The organism is Cohnella silvisoli (assembly GCF_021190915.1).
Lineage (GTDB): Bacteria > Bacillota > Bacilli > Paenibacillales > Paenibacillaceae > Cohnella > Cohnella silvisoli.
Genome location: NZ_JAIOAP010000009.1, coordinates 237,905 through 256,494, shown reverse-complemented (window position 1 = coordinate 256,494; position 18,590 = coordinate 237,905). Strand labels below are relative to the sequence as shown.

Genomic DNA, 18,590 nt, shown 5'->3' with positions numbered 1-18,590 from the left:
CGCATGAACCGGAATATTGCTGCCGGCGCGCGTTGGATCGTCATGATCGTGTTCGCCGTCATTTCGTTGTTTCCGATTTATTGGATGGTCATGAGTTCGTTTCGCACGCACGAGGAAATTTTCAAGTACACCACTTTAAGCAGGGAATTATTTATTCCGGTCAATTGGACGCTGCAAAATTATAAGGATATTTTCCTGGATCCGAGCAAACCGTTCGGACGATATATGCTTAACACGTTATTCGTCGCCGTAATTGTTACGGGGTTCGGTCTTGCCGTTAATTCGATGGCGGCTTTCGCCTTTGCCAAGCTGCGGTTTCCATTCAAGAAAATATTGTTGACCTTATTCATGTCTTCTTTGGTTATTCCTTACGAAGTCATCATGATTCCGCAGTACTTGCTCATGAGGGATTTGGATTGGATCAATTCTTTCACGGCGCTGATCGTCCCGCAAATCGTCTGGGTGTTCGGGATTTTTATGCTGGTTCAGTTTTTCGCCGATATTCCGCGGGATATACTGGATGCGGCTCGGATGGACGGCGCGAGTTGGATGCGTATTTATAACAAAATCGTATTGCCTGCCGCCGTTCCGGCATTGATTACTCTCGGAATTATGACGTTCCTGAACCAATGGGATTCATTCCTGTGGCCATTGGTCGTCATTAATGAAGAGAAGAAGCAGGTGATCCAGGTAGCGATCTCTTCGTTCCAATCGCTGCGCAACATCTCATGGGGTAAAATTTTGGCCGCGACGTCGATCAGCTCGATCCCGATTTTGGTCGTATTTCTTTTTCTGCAACGCTACTACGTACAGGGCATTACGATGTCCGGAGTGAAAGGGTGAGCGCTTTGCTTCCGGGATGGTTAAACGAAAAGCTAGGTTTGCGTTGGCATGGCGATGGAAGTTGGAACGAGGTTGAAATGAGCGGCGCGTTATATGCTGCGGATGGCGCGATATGGATGGCGAGCGTTGGCGGAGTTCATATCGAAGTGAGGCTGGATTGGGAGCCCAATATGGCTGCGGTCGGCGAGTCGGTGGCTGCGGTTGAAGTGTCTGTATTTCCGTCAGTTACGGGTGAGATGTTCTCTGGCATTCAATTGTACATGGTGAACGATTCTTCCCTTCGCTGCGTGTGGAAGCCGCATCTTGCACCGCTCGACGGAATGGTAATCGGGGACAAAATGTTCCGTTCCCCCGCCATCGTATTCGAGGATGAAACGACAATGGCCGCGCTCATCCCTGATTTGGATGTTATTCAGCAGCATCGCATCTTCCCCCATATGATGGATTACTCCGTACAGGACAATACGTTGATGTACGGCTTGTGCGAATATACGGAAACAGGGCATGTGTATCACTGGATGACGCCGCAGTCGCGAATTTTAACGGAACCGCTTGTTTTCCGTTTCTATTTGGCGGAATGGGGGAAGGGAGACGGGCAACGGCCCAAAGATTTCCGGGCGGTCGAGAGGTTTCTGTGGGACCGGTTCGGGTCGGAGCGGATGCCAGTATCGGATGCTTTGGGGAATGAGGAAGATAGCTTGGCGGCGTTGGAGCCATATGCCAATCATGCTTACGAATGGGCATTGGATCGGTGGAAGGATGTAACTTGGCAGCAGTTCACGTTGGAAAATGGTACCGAAGCAGGTGGAGTCGTGTTTATCGTGCGCGCGAAACAGAAGCCGGGGCTTGGGTCGGAGGAGGAATGGCGCGAACCAAAAAGCTTGTGGAATCAAGCGTGGTTCTGCGGCTTGCGAACCGCTTACGGCTACGGCTGGTGGGGGCGGCAGCAAGGGCGAGCGGATTGGGTGGACAAGGCGGAGCTCGCTTTGAATTTCGCGTTGTCCGCACCGCAGATGGACGGGTTGTTTCCCGGCTATTATCAGGCGGGAGAAGGCAACCGCTGGGAGACGGGCAGTTGGTTTATGTCGGGTCCGAGGCGTCCGGCAGGGCACGAAGAGCACGTCCATTTGCTCGATAGCTCTTGGACTTGCTGGTGGTTGTTGAAATGGTACCGCGACGTGAACAAGGATGAGAGAATCTTTCCGTTTGTGACCCGATACGTGGAAAGGCTGCTGAAGCTGCAAAAGGAAGACGGATCGTTTCCGGCGTGGGTGCGACCGGATGGCTCAGGGACTTCTCCGTTCCTGACGGAAAGTCCGGAATCGTCCGTGCATGTTATGCTGCTATGCTTGCTGAATCAAGTAGTACAGGAGGCGGCCGATTCGAGGTATATTGCGGCGGCTGAGAGTGCTGCCCGATTCGTCGTGGATCGGATTGTACCCGAAGGGCGCTGGGAGGACTTCGAAACCTATTGGTCATGCTCCAAGCAATGGGATGGCAAGCTATACGGGGAATTGGATGCCCGCAGCGGGCTGTACAATCAATGTAATTTCGGCATCTATTGGACGGCGGAGGCATTGAAGGATTTATATGTGGCGACGGGTAACCCGGAGTGGCTGGATTACGGAGAGCAGGTGCTAGCGGAAGCGTCGTTGTACCAGCAAATTTGGCAACCGCCCTATTTTCCGGTTCCGACGATCGGCGGTTTCGGGGTTATGACGAGCGACGACGAATGGAACGATGCCCGGCAAAGCTTGTTTGCTTTAACCTATTGGGACTATTATCGGCTGACGGGCAACGAGAGTTATCGGGCTCGCGCCCTATGGGCGATGAAAGCTTCTTTCTATATGATGTATTGCCCGGAGAATGCCGCGGTTAAGGAAATATATGAACGGGTTCACCCGCACTTCGATGAGCGCGATTACGGCTTCCATATGGAAAATTTCAATCATCACGACGGAACTCCCGTCGACGGCCTTGGAGAATTCACGATTTTCGATTGGGGCTGCGGGGCCGCCGCCGCTTCGCTTGCGGAGTTTAGGATGAAGGTAAGCGTCACGCGTTAATCGAAAATCAACTTAAGCGGTGTGAGAGGTTGGGGGCCAGCCGCCCCCTCCTACTCGATTAAATGCTCAAGTTGATTCCTCTTGTACTCTGTCGGGGTCAAACCGGTCATTTGTTTAAACAGTTTACTGAAATAATAGGGATCCGGGTAGCCTACTTGCTCTGCAATGTCTTTGAACAGCAATCTAGGATGCTCTCTAATGAGTCTCTTGGCTTCTTCGACGCGGAGTTCGATCAGAAAATCAATGGGAGATTTGTTTTTCTTGCTTTTGAAAACGTAGCTCAGATAAGAAGCATTCAAATTAAACTTCTCGGAGAGATCGGTAAGTGAAATGTTGGAGACATAGTATTTTTTAAGATACTCTTCTACATCGGTGAGCCAGTCGGTTTCTTCCGTTTCGCTTTCCTGGAATAAACGTCCGAAAATCCGCTTCATATGCTCTATGATTTCAGTTGAATTTGCCGTTCCCCATATCGCTTGTTCGATCTCATCTTCCATACTTCTGGCTGTGCTTGAATTTATGGGGGGCTGTACATTCGGTTCGAGCATCTGGACGATATGTTGCAGCGTTCTGATCACCGTGACTTTGGGGAAAGCTTCGAGTTTGCATGCCGAGAGCATGGAAACGAATTGTTTTTCGAATTCCGTTTTCTTTTGTTTGCGCATAAAAGAAATCAAATGATTGAGAGAATCTACAGGCAATTCGATTCTTCCTGGGTCATATACCATGTCATCCGCTTTGACAATGACCATGGATGCTTGATCCGCATAATTATTGACCAGGGCCGCTTTGCGGGCTTTCACCAGCAGGCCAGGAATTTTCGAGATCCAGCCTTCAATCGGCAATAGCACAAATGTAATCGAATCGATGTCAGGCAAGCTTCTGATTAATGCTTCGCATTCCTCATATCTTTTATCATGAAGATCATGTACGCCGAACAGTACGATGAATTCATTAGCCAGACTTGAGATCAGATAATACCGTTCTCCTTCCTTGAGCCACTCCGCTGCTTTCGATAACAGCGATTGCACGGGGAGGTCCGTTTGCAGCTCAGGGGATGTCCAAGCATAAAGCATGACATAATTGGCGTGGTAAAAGTATTCTTTGGCCATTTTTTCCGTTTTCGCATCGTTATCGTTTGTATGTTGATTCGGGAATACCAAATGCTGCAGAATCTCCGATTCAATAAGAGATTGATTCTGCATGAGCTTCTTCTTAATGACGACCAGCAATTCAAATATCGTTTCCTCGGTTGGCGGTTTCAACAAATAATCGGTTATGCCCTTGCGAATCGCCATTCTCGTATACTCGAAGTTCTGATACCCGCTCAAAATGACGCAAATCACTTCGGGGTATTCCTCTCGCACCCGCTCTAACAGGGCAGTGCCGTTCATAACGGGCATATGCAAATCCGTAATCAGCACATGCGGCTTGACGATATCCATCTCCAGAAGCGCCGATTCTCCGTTATGGTATTCCCCAACGACCTTAAAGTCCGGATCTACGTTCGTAATCTTTTCTTTGATGCTGCGAATAATGGGGGGTTCGTCTTCTACGATAATAATCCGAAACATTAGGCACTCCCCTCCGGCTTGTTGATTTGGATTCTGATTTCGGTACCTTCATGTAAATTGCGAACGGTAAAACGTACCCGATCGTTCCAGAACATACGGCATCTAGTCAACGTATTTTCAACCCCGACGTTTCCAAGTCCGCGCGTAGTAATTTGTTGCAGCTCGGGCGCTTGCCCGGAATGAAGTGTGTTAATGATTCCCTGGACTCTATCTAGCGCCGCTTGCTCAAAACCGATTCCATTATCAATGATGCATATGCTCCAACTGTTCGAATCCTCCCGTTCCTGTTGGATGACAACTCGAATGGTCCAGGGGGGTTCCACTTTTTGAAAGCCATGGGTGAAGCAATTTTCCAGCAACGGCTGTAAGATCAGCTTGGGCACGAATTCTGTCTTGATAGCGGGGTCGAGCTCCACCTCATAATGAAACTGGTGCTCGAAACGCACCTTCATCAGTTCAAGATACGAAGCTGCGTGCGTCAATTCCTCTTGAATGGTCACGGGAGTTGAGATGGATAAGGTGCTGTATCTCATCATCTGGGTCAGCTTGTAACACATCTGAGCGACTTGGGGGTCCGCCGATTCTTCCGCCCGCCTGCCGATTGAGGTCAGGGTATTATATAGAAAATGAGGATTCATCTGCGCGTACAAGGCTTGCATTTGGGCGATATTTTCCCTGTTTTGCAAGTCGATCACCTGATTCATGGATCCATGGAGTCCTAAGGTCATTTTGACGAAGGTTTCATATAGTTCGTTCACCTCGTAGGAATATTTAAATTCCATGGGAGACAACGAGGTCGGAACATTGTCCAAATCAACTTTACGAACGTACCGCTGCAGCTTGAGTATGGGCGAAGTAATCGTTTTGGCGATCAAGTAGGAAAGCAGCAAGGCAAGAAGTTCAGCCGCTCCGATGATAATAAAGCTTAGGACGTGCAGTTGACGAATCGGCTTCAATAGAACATCTTTGGGCTGGAGCAAAGCAATGTTCAAACCGGTGTAAGAGGAATGCTCAAGATTAATAATGTTGGGTTCGCCCGTTTCCGAATGAATGATTTCCGTTCCGTTCGGATCTGCTATATTGCGGTCCAGTTTAAAAGGAATTTGAGAGAGTCCATAAGGATAGAAGATACGCCCAGCGTCGTCATAAATATAGATGCTGGCGGCTGACTCCGGAGTAATTCCTTCCGTCACCGTCTGTTCCAGAAGAGAGTACGGTTGTTGGACCTCTATTAATGTATTTCGATTCATTAGTCGCGATATAGAGAAGACTAGCTCGCCGGTGGTCTGCCACTCTGTCGGTCGCGGAGGGACCAGCTCTTTATCTCCGTTTTTCTGAATAGTAGGCTGTATCCAATCGGCAAAGGAGAAACGCTCCTTCAAGCTAGGATAGGTATCCCAATTCAAACCGTAATCGATATGATCCCCATTCAAGTTGAAAATGATAATTCGTTTGGCTGTCAAAGCCGGTCCGTTAAAATTTTGCAGTAGGTTTGTCAATCTCTGAAGTTTGACGAAAGTAGAATACGAATTATCGAAATTCGGATCGGGGGCGTTAAAATAAGCGTTTATTTCCGGATCGTACAGGGTTTGCGCCGAAATTCGATCGATATCCTTGAATAAACGGTCGACCGATGAGCCAAAGCGAAGCAGCATCTGCTGGGTTGCTTCCTTGTTTCTCTCCCATATGACGTTCGAAGTTTGCTGGTAGTAGAGATAGCTTAATAGCCCGATAATTAAATTCATGCACAAAGTGAAAGCAAGAAACAGTTTTGCCTGGATACTGAGCCTCCGCAGAAAAATCACCCCTGAAAACAAGTATAGCACGGTTGGTTCAGGGGAAACGCGATCTATAAATTTTACAAAACGCGATCTAGAGATTTTCCATTTCCATTAAAATAAAAGGACCGTATTGTTAAACAAGTAATAACATTCATCCATTATGCGACTTGGAGGGTTACGAGCATGCAAAGAAAAAAGAGGGTATGGTTTGCGTTATTGGCCATGATGTTGTTGGTCGTCATGACGGCGTGCGGAGGGAAAGCGGCTGAATCTTCGGAATCAACCGCAACCGCATCCGCAACCGCATCGGAAACGGCACAAGCGCAAGCTTCCGAGACGGCTGCGCCTAAGAAAGATCCGGTGACGCTTAAAGTTATGATGCACGCCGATTGGGCCAAAGGGGGACCTTGGGCGGAAATCATGAAAGGTTATGAACAGAAAAGCGGCAATAAAGTGGATCTGCAGATTGTTTCGGATAACTTCGAACAATTGGTATTAACGAAACTTGCAACAAAGGATGTACCGGACGTGTTGTTCTTCTTCAGCCAGAGCAGCGCGATCAAAAAGTTGAATCCCGAGAAAAATCTGGTCGAATTGACGGACGAACCCTATATGTCACGAGTTAATCCCACCATTACCAAGTATTACTTGAATGAAGGCGGGAAAATCTACGGCATTCCGACCAGTGGGATGAACGTATCCGGGGTTCTTTACAATAAGAAGGTTTTTGCCGATTTAGGACTGGCGGTTCCCCAAACCTACGATGAATTGTTGGCTGTCAGCGAAAAAATCAAAGCAGCCGGGATTACGCCTTTCTATGAAGCGGGTAAAGATGGCTGGCCGCTGCAAGTGTTCTCGTTCAGCGGTTTTGCTAACCTATTGGACAAACAACCGGATCTGATGGAAAAAATCAATACGCACCAAGTAACGCTGGACCAAATTCCCGAATTCATCGATTTACTGCAAAAACAAGTGGATATCGTGAATAAAGGATATGCGAATAAAAATCTATTTTCGGGCACTTACGATTTATCGCTTGACGAGCTTGCTACGGGTAAATCCGCTATGGTTGTGAATGCCGACTGGGCATTGCCGACGCTGCTAGCCAAATATCCTGATGCGCCAATCGGGATGTTCCCGCAGCCGTTCGAAGCCGGCAGCTTTGTCGGGATTTCCGATCCTCAAGCCGCCTATGCTCTTAAAAATTCGCCAAATGTAGAGCAAGCCAAAGAGTTGCTTGCCTACTTAGCGGAGCCTGAGATTTTAAAACAATATTATGACGCTGCCAAAACCATGCCAAGCTGGTTAGGTATTGAAGCTCCTTTGAATCAAGGAACCGCGGATTTAAAACCGATTGTTGACGCGGGAAAAGCTGCACCATTTTTTAATGGCTTGACGACGGTGTCGATTGGGGATTTTGCCAAAGAATTGCAATCGCTATACGGCGGGGATAAAACGGCTGTAGAGGTTGCTAAGGCGTTACAAAAGAACATGGATACAGCTGCTAAAGCGGCAGGCCTTGCCGGCTGGTAAGGCAGAAACTCAATTAGAGAAAGCTTTCGGGTAGGGAGTTGAGTAAATCATGCACATCAGAAAGATGTATCCTCTATGGCTTCTGCTTCCGGTGCTATTGATTTATGGGTCGCTTTATATCATTCCAACGCTTTCCGGGTTCTATTATTCCGTGACGGATTGGAATATTTATAAAGAAAGCATTCAATTCGTCGGACTCCAGCAGTACAGAGATCTTCTGGATGTCGGTGACTTAATGAATGCGATGAAGCACACGATGATTTACGCCATAATCGTTACCGTATTGCAGAACGGGCTAGGTTTATGCCTAGCCCTTGTTCTGACAAGCCGAATCGTCGGGCGGAATTGGTTTCGGACGATCTTCTTTCTTCCATGCGTATTAAGCACATTAATCATCGGGTACGTATTCTCGGCAATCTATCAACCGGATGGCATCCTGAACGAATTTCTTAGATTTCTGGGGTTGGACTTTATCACAACGGATTGGCTAGGCAATGCGGATGTTGCGTTATACTCCATTTCCGTTGCCAACGTATGGCAGTATTCCGGATTTACGATGGCGATCTATATTGCAGGGATCCTGATGATTCCCAAAGAGATGATCGAAGCTTCTATTATTGATGGAAGCAGCTATTTCAAACGGGTTCGGCATGTGGTTTTTCCATTGCTCGCTCCCTCCTTCACGATCAATGTCATATTGAGCTTAATCGGCTCGCTCAAAGTATTTGAAATCGTTTTTGCTTTAACGAGCGGCGGCCCGGGCGACGCGACCGAAGTCGTGAATACGTATATCTTCGATCAATTTTCGGAAGGCATGTACGCCTATGGAACCGCGGCAAATGTATGTTTGTTTATCGCCATAGCCGTCATTTCGTTTATCGCTTTATACGTATTGCGTAAACGGGAGGTTCAATTATGAAAGCCAAGACGCTGCTTCCGTTTATTAAATTTCTGATCATGTGTTTGCTAAGTTTGCTGATCATAATCCCGCTTCTATTCATTGTTCTAAGCTCTTTGAAAAATGTGAAAGAGGCGGCGCTTATGTCGCTTGCGCTGCCGAGCAAGTGGATGTGGAGCAACTTTTCGGTCGTATTCGAACAAGGAAATATGCTTCGGGGGCTTACGAATAGTGGCATTGTTACGGTAGGGTCTGTTCTCCTCACGATCGGGATTGGCGTATTGGCCGCGTTTATCCTAGCGCGGCGTTCAGGACGAGTGACGGCTATTATTTATATCATTTTCGTAGCAGGGTTAATTGCCCCTCCTTCGATTATCCCAACCATTAAATTTCTCCAGATCCTTCATATGAACAATCAATTCTTTGGAGTGATCCTCTTATATTCCGCGTTAAATGCGCCTTTCATTATTCTGATGATGACCGGCTTCGTCAAATCGATTCCGAAGGAAATCGATGAATCCGCCTTCGTAGACGGCTCGCAAGGATTTGGCCTCTTTATCCGAATTATTTTGCCGTTGCTCCTTCCGTCTATCACCACTGCGACCGTATTTGTGTTTCTCGGGGTTTGGAACGATTTTCAATGGCCGTTGTATTTGCTCAGCAATTCGGAAAAATGGACGATTCCGCTTTCCGTATATATGTTTAAATCGAAATTCGGGACGGATTGGAACTACGTTTTCGCTGATTTGATTATTGCTATGCTGCCCATCCTGCTGGTTTATTCGATCGGTCAAAGGTTTATCATCGAGGAAATGACTGCAGGCGCGATTAAAGGATAGTTTGAGTTGGAGTTGACCAATATGAACAAAAGTTCGGGAAGTTTTAGGAAAGCCCAGCCCATTTGGCTGACTGGCTTGGAGACTGAAAAGAACGTTTTTGCGGGTTATCGGGCAATCGTTCATGGAGAACCCGGAGAACGATTGAAGCTGCGCATCGCCGCATCTTCTATTTACCGGTGCTTCGCGAATGGAAAATTCATCGGTCACGGCCCGGCGGCGGCCCCGCACGGCTATTACAGGATCGACGAATGGGAGCTTCCGGAAGAGATAATTGATGGAGACGTAACCGTGGCGATCGAAGTAGCAGGGTACAACGTGAACAGCTTCTACACGCTTGACCAACCTTCTTTTGTCCAGGCTGAGGTCGTCCGTGACGACGGTCTGGTGCTGGCGTCAACGGGAGCGGGTGATCAGGCTGGATTCGAGGCCGGTCTATTAAGCGAGCGGATTCGCAAGACGCAGAGGTACAGCTTTCAACGGGCCTTCACGGAAGTTTATCGTCTTTATCCTTGGTATGCGGATTGGCGAAAATCATCCGTTGCGCCATTCTGTACGTCCGCGCAATGGAATGTCGTTGAGGATAAGTCGCTGCTCTCGCGGGGGATCGCTTATCCCGACTTTACCTTGAGGCACCCTGAAGCCCGGATTCAGCAAGGAACCGTAACCATGCGAGGGCAGCTCGACAATTACCGCAAGGATCGTTCCCTGACGGGAGTCGGGTCCACGTATCTTGGCTATCGAGAGGAAGCGTTGGAGACGATTCCGTCTTTGTTTCTTCAGGAGGCAGTCGCCGATGTGCGGCAAGAGTTGCATATCCCCTATGACCTGGATGCAGCGTTGAAACTCGGAGAGTTTGGTTACCAGATTGTTGATTTCGGCACAAATCTAACCGGATTCGTCGGAGCATCCATAGCGTGTTCGGTGCCGACCCGGTTATATTTCTTGTTCGACGAGGTTCTGACAGATGGGGATATTGATTTTCTGCGCTTGGATGCCGTCAATGTCATCGGTTATGAGTTGCAGCCGGGAACCTATGAGATCGAAGCTTTGGAACCGAATTCGATGCGGTATTTAAAGCTTCTTGTACTGAAAGGGGAAGCTCAAGTCCGGGGGTTATACTTGCGGGAATACGCCAACGCGGATGTCGACCGGGCTGCATTTTCCAGCGGTAATGCGGCGATCGATTCGATCTTCAGGGCCGGCATCGAAACCTACCGTCAGAACACGGTTGACGTCTTCATGGATTGTCCTTCGCGCGAGAGGGCCGGCTGGTTGTGCGACAGCTTCTTTACCGCGCGGACGGCGTTCGATGTTAGCGGGCACACGGGCTTGGAACGATTTTTCTTCGAAAATTATTTGCTGCCTTCGGGTTTCAGGAATTTACCGGAAGGGATGCTGCCGATGTGTTATCCGGCGGATCATTACGACGGCAATTTCATTCCGAACTGGGGGCTGTGGTTTGTCGTCCAACTGGAGGAATACGTCCTCAGAAGCGGTGACGCAGAGATGGCGCAGGCGTTCAAGACGAAGGTATGTGCGTTGTTCCGTTACTTCGAAGGTTTCCGAAACGAAGACGGGCTTCTGGAGAGGTTGGACGGATGGATCTTCGTCGAGTGTACGGATGCCAACGAATGGGTGCAGGATGTGAATTACCCGACGAACATGCTCTACGCGGGAGCATTGTCCGCAGCCGCCCGCTTGTACGAAATCGCTGAATGGGAGAAGGATGCGGAACAGGTGCGGGCCACGGTTCGGGAACAGTCCTTCAACGGACAATTTTTCGTCGACAACGCCGTTCGCATCGATGGGCATTTGGAAGCAGAGAATCACATTTCGGAAGTTTGCCAGTATTATGCTTTCTTCTTCGGAATAGCCGACAGCGCTTCCTACCCCGAATTGTTCCGCATACTTCTAGAACAATTCGGTCCCCTGTATAGAGGGGAGGCGAGGAACTATCCGCATATTCCCCATACCAATCAGTTGGTCGGCAACTTCATGCGGATGGAGGTGCTTTCGTTAGAGGGCTGCGCCAATCAGTTGCTGAAGGAATTGCCTGCTTTCTTTGAACATATGGCGAAGACGACCGGTACTTTATGGGAACATGACGGCCCCGTGGCCAGCTGCAATCACGGGTTTGCTTCCCATGTCGTGCGTGTCCTGTACCGAGATTTGCTTGGTGTGAGCATTGATCCCGTTCGGAGAACGATCGAGCTTCACCCCGGAACAGTCGAACTAAACGCGTGCTCGGGTACGATCCCTATTGGCGATGATGTTATTCGAGTCGAGTGGGAGAAGAAGGATGGAGAATTGAAATTGACTATGCAAATTCCTTCTGATTACCGGGTTGATATTGTGAATTCAACCGGTATGCCATTAAAGCGGGTGATAGGGATATGAGGCAGTTATGGACTTGCCGTAATGAAAGAGTAGAGCTGGGATTCTATGGAGAGGAAGCGCGATTCTGGACGATCACCGACCGGAGCAGCGGCAGGGAATGGGCTATTGGAGCCCCGGCGTTCGAAATGGAGGGAGAACTTATTCCGGTTGTGTTGAAGTCAGTCGCCGAACGTGAGGCTCCAAGACAGATGGGAAACGGCACCACGGAATACCGGGTTGGCGGCATGATTCATGGAGCATCGGATTTACGGATTGATTGGATTGTTCGGGTGCCTGACAACGATAATTCAGTCATCCGGTTCCGTTATGAACTGACCTCGGAAAATGGAAGGCGACTCACGAAGCGGCAAGGCGTTGATCGTCTCCGCTATGCGACGCTCCCATTGGACGACTTCCCGGAGGCGAAGGAGCTCCGCTTCTCCGAATTTATGGAATTGGTTCATAGCTTCTGTCTGACCGAGCGCCCGCTTTACGAGCAACACTTCGACAGCGGCCAGACTGCGATGGGTCCTTTGCTGACGGCTGGTGACGGAACGGTGTCAGCGCTGTTTGCTTACGAGCATGGCTCTCAGTCTCCAGACGCGTTCATTCGCTACCGATTGACGCCTGACCGGAAAGTTGTCTTGGAGGCGGTCAAGGGCAATTATCTTGACGGGCAATGTCCGGACGGGGAACGGCCTTACAGCACCGTCTGGCTGCAGGCGGCATTGCGAACAGGCAACGAGGCTGCGCTTGCTTCCGACTACCGTTCCTTCGTGCTCCAGCATCAGACGCTGAATTCGGAAAGCCGTAAACCTTATATTTTCTATAACACATGGAATTATCAGGAACGCAACCGCAACTGGCGCAAGAAGAAATATTTGGACGACATGAACCTGGCGTGGACGCTGAAGGAGATCGATGCGGCGCATGAGATGGGGATCGACGTCTATGTTCTTGATACAGGCTGGTATGAGAAAACGGGTGATTGGCGGGTCAGCAACGAGCGGTTCCCGGACGGTTTGAAGCAGGTTAAGGAGCGTCTGAACAGCTACGGTATGAAGCTGGGGCTTTGGTTCAATCCGACGGTCGCAGCCGTATCGAGCGAGATGGCGATTCGTCATCCCGAATGCGTGATGTCCAAAGGCGGAGAGAAGGCGAAGCCGTTCGAAATTTGGGAGACGGAGGAAAGTTTGCCCTTCTGCCTGGTCAGCCGTTATGCCGATGCCTTCGCAGACGAGCTGATCCGGCTAGCGAAGGAAGTTGGTGTTGATTACTTCAAATGGGATGCAATCGAACAATACGGCTGCGAGGATCCCAGCCACGACCATGGGATGGAGAAGCACTCGCGTCAAGAGCGGGCAGACAGCTACGCGTTTCAGCAAATTCAGGCGATGACCCGCATAGTAGACAAGCTGTGCGAGGCTTGTCCGGAGGTGATCGTCGATTTTGACATCACGGAAGGAGGACGCTCGGCAGGGCTTGCATTCCTGTCCGCAGGAAAATATTTTCTCGTCAATAACGGGCCTTACTATTTTAATTACGATGTACCGATCGACAGAGAAACGGACCTCTGGAACGTGTTCTTCTATCCCGGTCCGGCCAGAGGTTGGATTTGTCGAACGCCCTTGAATTACGACAAGTGGTTTCCATCCGTGCTTTTTCTGACGCACTATTTGCCGGATGATCCACGAGATAACCAACTGATGTCTCTCGGCTCGCTGATTCTTGGGCAGAACGGCATCTGGGGAGACCTTCCGGCGGTATCGGATGAAGGACGGCAATTGATCGGTGAAGTAATGGCGCTTTACAAGCAGATTAGGGATGATATCACGGAAAGCGATCCGGTCAGGGAAGGAGAGGTCGGCGGCGCTCCCGAGGTTCACGAGAAGCTGTCAGCCAGAACAGGTAAGGGAGCAGTCGTGATATTTTCCTCCACGCCGGGCACTTACCGTTATATCACGAGGGGCCTTCCGGATACGGTATTCTGGCATACAGAGGGCGTGTCTGTAACCCGCGACAAGTCCGGGCACGCCGCCATTGAGGTTGTTTTCGAAACACCCAGCGCACGTTTCGTTCTATTCGGAGCGGGGCAATCGATAAATTTTACAAATTGAGTCTAGGAATCTTCTATTTTCTTTCTACAGAAGTGGAGGTATCCTTTGAAATGTGATAGCGCTTTCAATAAAGTTAATGCTTAACCGGATTAGGTATCATGAGCCTAATCCGGTTAAAAAAATCAAGGGAGGAATAGTAATGTTTAGAAAGCTTTGCAACTGGGCAGCAGCTTTTCTTCTGGTTTTTGGCGTATCGGTAGTCGCTTTGCCGGGGCATACCGCGCTGGCCGCCGGAAATTCGTTCTACGACACATTTGATGCAGGAAACGGCAACTGGTCGGAATTCTCCGGAAGCTGGTCCGTGTCAGGAGGGTCATACATCCAAAGCACGACGACAAACGGCACTTACTTTACCGGAATCAAGGACAAGCGTTGGGGAGACGCCACGTATGATTTCGATCTGAAGGTAGTGAACAACGGCGGCAGCAATCTAAGCTGGGCGGGTCTTCAATTCAAGAAGATGATTGCCAGTGACAACCCGTTTGAAAGCGGATTTATGCTCTATATCAGGGCAAATGGTTCGGTGGAGCTATACAAAGTAAATAAGGTTCTTATCTCGGCATCGACCGGCATTGATTTTAGTACGTTTCGCCATGTCAGGGTCGTCAACAGCGGCGCGAACATTAAAGTTTACGTGAATAACGAGACGACCCCTAGAATCGATTATAACGACGCAACGTTCGCTAGCGGTTATGCGGGACTGGTGGTAAGCACAAGCAGCTGGCACTTTGACAATGTATCGGTTTCAGGTCCCGATCTTCCGTACACGATCAATGTCGGAGATGCAGATTTGTTGTATACGGACGCTCAAATGCAGATCACGATGGATTCAACCTTCGGTACGATGAAAGATAACGACGACTCTATGAATTTCTATCACGGTCCGTATTCACAGCATTTTAGAGGCCCTTCTGATGATCCGATGCAAACCTATGTTTCGTCTGGCGGAGAACAATTGATTGACAAAAACGGCCATGAGGGCGATTCTTATCGGTATCATATCTGGATCATGAATTATTACAAGATAGGACCCAACGAGTTGATCGGATTTACACACAACGAGCGGTGGCCTGCTGGACAAACGTCAGGAATTCCCAAATTCAGTCTTGGAGTAGCCTATTCCAATGACAATGGCGCAACTTGGGAATTTTGCGGCGAGATGTTGAAGCCTTATAATGAGGACTTGAATGTAGGCGGAACCCCTATTGTCATAATCGGCGACTATATCTACGCTTACTACAACGATGGTGTCAACAATGAACTGGGAGCTTATCCGAGACATATTGCGGTGGCAAGAGCCGATCTTCAGGACGTAATTGCCGCTGCCAGAAATCTTCAGAATACAACATGGACCAAATACTCGAATGGCAGCTGGTCCGGCAATGCATTTACAAGTCTTGGAGATCGGATTATTGACAATACGTACGGCAAGGAGGACACGCATTCCGACGCCACATTCAATACCGCCATCAACAAATATCTGATGACCATTCAAACCCATGACGCCAGCAAATTAACGTTGTACTCTTCATCGGATGGAATTAATTGGAGCATGGAGGCCATCGTGGACAGTGTGACGGCGGGTTCGGTCATGCAGCCGTATTCCACCTTCGTGGATTATGTGGGCGGAGCTGCCGATGGAACTACGGTAGACGGCAATTTCGATATCATTTACCCCCGCAAAGCGTGGAGCGATTATACGATTGACAACCTTTACCGCAGATCGATTACGATTACCACAAATCAGACGGATCGGTATTCGGCATCGGGTGGGTTCAGCCAGACACAAGGAGTGAATCAATGGTCATATGAGCAGTGGAACGGAACCGCTTATAGCAATATGACCTGGGATTCAGGCAATAACAGGTGGAAGGGCGCGCAGGATAATGTTATTATCGGCAGCAGTTGGCAGCATCCAGATACGAATGATTCCGTGAGAACTTGGACTGCTCCGAAGTTAGGTGTCGTCAACGTTGCCGGACTGGCTAAGAAAGCGTCTAATTCCGGATTCGGAGACGGTGTAAATGTGAGGATCCTGAAGAACGGCACGCAGATCTGGCCAAGCAGCGGTTGGCAATCGATCGCCTATAACAATTTTACAGGCGTCTCGCATAATCTGACGGTCAGCGTCGCTCCGAATGACCAGATTCGTTTCATCGTCAACAAGAACGGAACCAATTCGTCCGATACGACACATTGGGACCCGACGATCGAGTATGAAAATTATTCGGCGTCAAGCGGGTTCAGCTCGGCACAGGGAACGAATCAATGGTATTACAAGCAGTGGAATGGCAGCAGTTATAGCGATATGACATGGGATGCCGTCAACAACAGATGGAACGGCGCCCAAACCTACGTCATCGTCGGCAGCAATTGGCAGCACCCCGATACCAATGATTCCGTGAGAGCCTGGAAAGCGCCGAGTTCAGGTACAGTCCGACTGACGGGCACTGCGAAGAAGGATTCCAACAACGGTTTGGGCGACGGGGTAAACGTCAAGATCATGAAGAATGGAACCCAGGTATGGCCGAGCAGCGGCTGGGAATACATTGCCGCTAACAACTTTGTTGGAGCTTCCCACGATATTTCCATTCCTGTAGAGGCGAATGATTTCATTTATTTTGTCGTCAATAAGAACGGAACCATTACTTCCGACACGATGGTATGGGATCCAACTGTCCGATACACGGGTGTAGAATATAATTCTTTTTCGGCTACAAGCGGCTTCAGTTCAGTACAGGAAACCAATCAATGGTCTTACAAACAATGGAACGGCACCAGTTACAGCGATATGACCTGGGATACTGTCAACAACAGATGGAAAGGTGCGCAAACCTATGCCTTGGTCGGATATAATTGGCAGCATCCCGATACCAATGATTCTGTTAGAGCATGGAAAGCACCGAAAGCGGGTACAGTCCAAATTACGGGTAATGCGAAGAAAGATATTTATAACGGGATAGGCGACGGGGTAAACGTCAAGATCATGAAGAATGGAACTCAAGTGTGGCCGGCAAGCGGCTGGCAAGCCATTGCCGCTAACAACTTTGTTGGATTTTCTCATGATATCAGCATCTCTGTAGCGGCGAATGATTTGGTTTATTTCGTCGTCAACAAGAATGGAACCAATACTGGGGATACGACGGTATGGACTCCGACGGTTCTTTATACGGGTTTGTAAGGTAGGAATCTTGATCTGCAGGTGATAGAAGATAAACAATAGTTCAACAACAGCCCGCAAATCAGTCTTGATTTGCGGGCTGTTTCTTACTCGATGAAAAAGGAGGAACCTTCATGTACCGATTGTTGATCGTCGATGATGAGATGGAGATTCGGGAGGGACTGCTCGCATCCCCATGGGGACAATTGGGCATAGAAGTTGCCGGCTCCTGTACCCATGGGCTCGAAGCGCTCCAATTTGTTGAAGAGAACCTTGTTCATATTGTGCTTGCCGATATTCGCATGCCTTTTATGGATGGCTTGGAGCTCATGAACGCGTTGAAGAGGTTGCATCCCCGTATACTTGTCGTGATCTTGTCCGGTTACAGCGAATTTCACTATGCCAAGCATGCGATTGACCATGGAGCGGTGGGCTATTTGCTTAAGCCTACCGATTTCGATGCAATGTTTAATACATTTGGAGAAGTAATTCGAACTATGGATGAAAGGAAGCAGGAGGAGTCTCGCAAACAATTGCTAGAACGCAAAGAATCGATGCTGTCTCTTCTGATGCGCGAAGAGTTCACGTACCGGCTGTTGACGCAGGAGATGTCGTCAGTTGAAATCTTGCAAGGAATGGCGGAAAATGGGATTCGCCTGGATGGAAACGTCTATCGCGTCGGGATTCTTAGTCTCGATCGCATGAGACAGAGCAAACATCCTGTAAGCGCTAAGGAATTGAAGTTAATCGTATTTTCATTGAACAATCTGTTAAATGATTTATGGGACACGCCAGGACAACGGGTTCATCTGGTCAATCGCGATACGGCGGAATGCGGTTTGCTCTCTTCCGGACCGTCCGCGGTGGCGGACATGACAGAGCTCAAGCAGAGTTTGTTCCGATTTCGCGGCTTGTTCAAGTCGACGCTTTCACTCGCCATAGGCAGCATCGTTCCGGAAGTCATGCTCGTTCGCCATTCGTTCGAATCGGCGCGCGTCCTTTTGAAGAGGACATCGGAAGATAACGCTATACGAGTAGCAACGGATGTGCTCAAGGAGGAGAACAAGGTCGTCAGCCAAGCCAAAGAGTACATTAGACAAAATTATGGCAGAGGACTAACGCTCAAGGAAGTGGCCGAGCAGGTCTACGTTACTCCCGGACATTTAAGTATGCTGTTCAAGGAGTCGGGAGAAACCTATTTAACTTATTTAACCTCGCTCAGGATGGAGAGGGCTGCCGAGATGTTGGCCGATATACGGTATAAAGTATATGAGGTTGCGGAGAAAGTCGGCTACTCGGATCAGAACTATTTTACGGAGCTATTCAAGAAGCACACGGGGACGACGCCGATGGATTTCAGAGAGATATCGATCGTCAAGAAAGCGCGCATAGGGGGAAGCTGA

General features: G+C 49.1%; 11 protein-coding genes. 9 read left to right on the top strand and 2 right to left on the bottom strand.

Annotation, left to right across the window (positions count from 1 at the left end; all coding sequences use genetic code 11):
* Nucleotides 1-3: 3 nt before the first annotated feature.
* Nucleotides 4-843 (top strand): carbohydrate ABC transporter permease, encoded by an 840-nt coding sequence (locus K7P76_RS18225; protein ID WP_232186747.1) that lies wholly within the window; start codon nucleotides 4-6, stop codon nucleotides 841-843.
* On the top strand, nucleotides 840-2,909 hold the full coding sequence (locus K7P76_RS18220; RefSeq protein ID WP_232186746.1) for a hypothetical protein: 2,070 nt from the start codon (nucleotides 840-842) through the stop codon (nucleotides 2,907-2,909). Before K7P76_RS18225 ends, K7P76_RS18220 begins: the two co-directional genes overlap by 4 nt.
* A gap of 50 nt (nucleotides 2,910-2,959) precedes the next feature.
* Here the strand turns inward: K7P76_RS18220 and K7P76_RS18215 are convergent, their stop codons facing one another.
* Both K7P76_RS18215 and K7P76_RS18210 read right to left on the bottom strand, forming a co-directional pair.
* On the bottom strand, nucleotides 2,960-4,483 hold the full coding sequence (locus K7P76_RS18215) for a response regulator transcription factor (RefSeq protein ID WP_232186745.1): 1,524 nt from the start codon (nucleotides 4,481-4,483) through the stop codon (nucleotides 2,960-2,962).
* Nucleotides 4,483-6,228 (bottom strand): cache domain-containing sensor histidine kinase, encoded by a 1,746-nt coding sequence (locus K7P76_RS18210; RefSeq protein WP_232186744.1) that lies wholly within the window; start codon nucleotides 6,226-6,228, stop codon nucleotides 4,483-4,485. The genes K7P76_RS18215 and K7P76_RS18210 overlap by 1 nt, the downstream gene beginning before the upstream one ends.
* 219 nt (nucleotides 6,229-6,447) lie before the next feature.
* Between K7P76_RS18210 and K7P76_RS18205 the strand changes: the two genes are divergently transcribed.
* From K7P76_RS18205 to K7P76_RS18175, 7 genes are all read left to right on the top strand, one after another.
* Nucleotides 6,448-7,797 (top strand): ABC transporter substrate-binding protein, encoded by a 1,350-nt coding sequence (locus tag K7P76_RS18205; protein ID WP_232186743.1) that lies wholly within the window; start codon nucleotides 6,448-6,450, stop codon nucleotides 7,795-7,797.
* Between the two features lie 49 nt (nucleotides 7,798-7,846).
* Nucleotides 7,847-8,716, top strand: coding sequence for a carbohydrate ABC transporter permease (locus tag K7P76_RS18200; RefSeq protein WP_232186742.1), 870 nt, complete (start codon nucleotides 7,847-7,849; stop codon nucleotides 8,714-8,716).
* Nucleotides 8,713-9,534 (top strand): carbohydrate ABC transporter permease, encoded by an 822-nt coding sequence (locus K7P76_RS18195; protein ID WP_232186741.1) that lies wholly within the window; start codon nucleotides 8,713-8,715, stop codon nucleotides 9,532-9,534. Before K7P76_RS18200 ends, K7P76_RS18195 begins: the two co-directional genes overlap by 4 nt.
* A gap of 21 nt (nucleotides 9,535-9,555) precedes the next feature.
* Nucleotides 9,556-11,931 (top strand): alpha-L-rhamnosidase-related protein, encoded by a 2,376-nt coding sequence (locus tag K7P76_RS18190; RefSeq protein ID WP_232186740.1) that lies wholly within the window; start codon nucleotides 9,556-9,558, stop codon nucleotides 11,929-11,931.
* Nucleotides 11,928-14,027, top strand: coding sequence for an alpha-galactosidase (locus tag K7P76_RS18185; RefSeq protein ID WP_232186739.1), 2,100 nt, complete (start codon nucleotides 11,928-11,930; stop codon nucleotides 14,025-14,027). The genes K7P76_RS18190 and K7P76_RS18185 overlap by 4 nt, the downstream gene beginning before the upstream one ends.
* Nucleotides 14,028-14,166: 139 nt before the next feature.
* Nucleotides 14,167-17,208, top strand: coding sequence for a hypothetical protein (locus K7P76_RS18180; protein WP_232186738.1), 3,042 nt, complete (start codon nucleotides 14,167-14,169; stop codon nucleotides 17,206-17,208).
* A gap of 113 nt (nucleotides 17,209-17,321) precedes the next feature.
* Nucleotides 17,322-18,590, top strand: a complete 1,269-nt coding sequence (locus K7P76_RS18175) for a response regulator transcription factor (RefSeq protein WP_232186737.1) — start codon at nucleotides 17,322-17,324, stop codon at nucleotides 18,588-18,590.

Excerpts from the sequence above, each read along its gene's own strand:
- K7P76_RS18225 (WP_232186747.1), top strand. The coding sequence starts at position 4 with ATGAACCGGAATATTGCTGCCGGCGCGCGTTGGATCGTCATGATCGTG.
- K7P76_RS18215 (WP_232186745.1), bottom strand. The coding sequence starts at position 4,483 with ATGTTTCGGATTATTATCGTAGAAGACGAACCCCCCATTATTCGCAGC.
- K7P76_RS18210 (WP_232186744.1), bottom strand. The coding sequence starts at position 6,228 with ATGAATTTAATTATCGGGCTATTAAGCTATCTCTACTACCAGCAAACT.
- K7P76_RS18205 (WP_232186743.1), top strand. The coding sequence starts at position 6,448 with ATGCAAAGAAAAAAGAGGGTATGGTTTGCGTTATTGGCCATGATGTTG.
- K7P76_RS18200 (WP_232186742.1), top strand. The coding sequence starts at position 7,847 with ATGCACATCAGAAAGATGTATCCTCTATGGCTTCTGCTTCCGGTGCTA.
- K7P76_RS18195 (WP_232186741.1), top strand. The coding sequence starts at position 8,713 with ATGAAAGCCAAGACGCTGCTTCCGTTTATTAAATTTCTGATCATGTGT.
- K7P76_RS18190 (WP_232186740.1), top strand. The coding sequence starts at position 9,556 with ATGAACAAAAGTTCGGGAAGTTTTAGGAAAGCCCAGCCCATTTGGCTG.
- K7P76_RS18185 (WP_232186739.1), top strand. The coding sequence starts at position 11,928 with ATGAGGCAGTTATGGACTTGCCGTAATGAAAGAGTAGAGCTGGGATTC.
- K7P76_RS18180 (WP_232186738.1), top strand. The coding sequence starts at position 14,167 with ATGTTTAGAAAGCTTTGCAACTGGGCAGCAGCTTTTCTTCTGGTTTTT.
- K7P76_RS18175 (WP_232186737.1), top strand. The coding sequence starts at position 17,322 with ATGTACCGATTGTTGATCGTCGATGATGAGATGGAGATTCGGGAGGGA.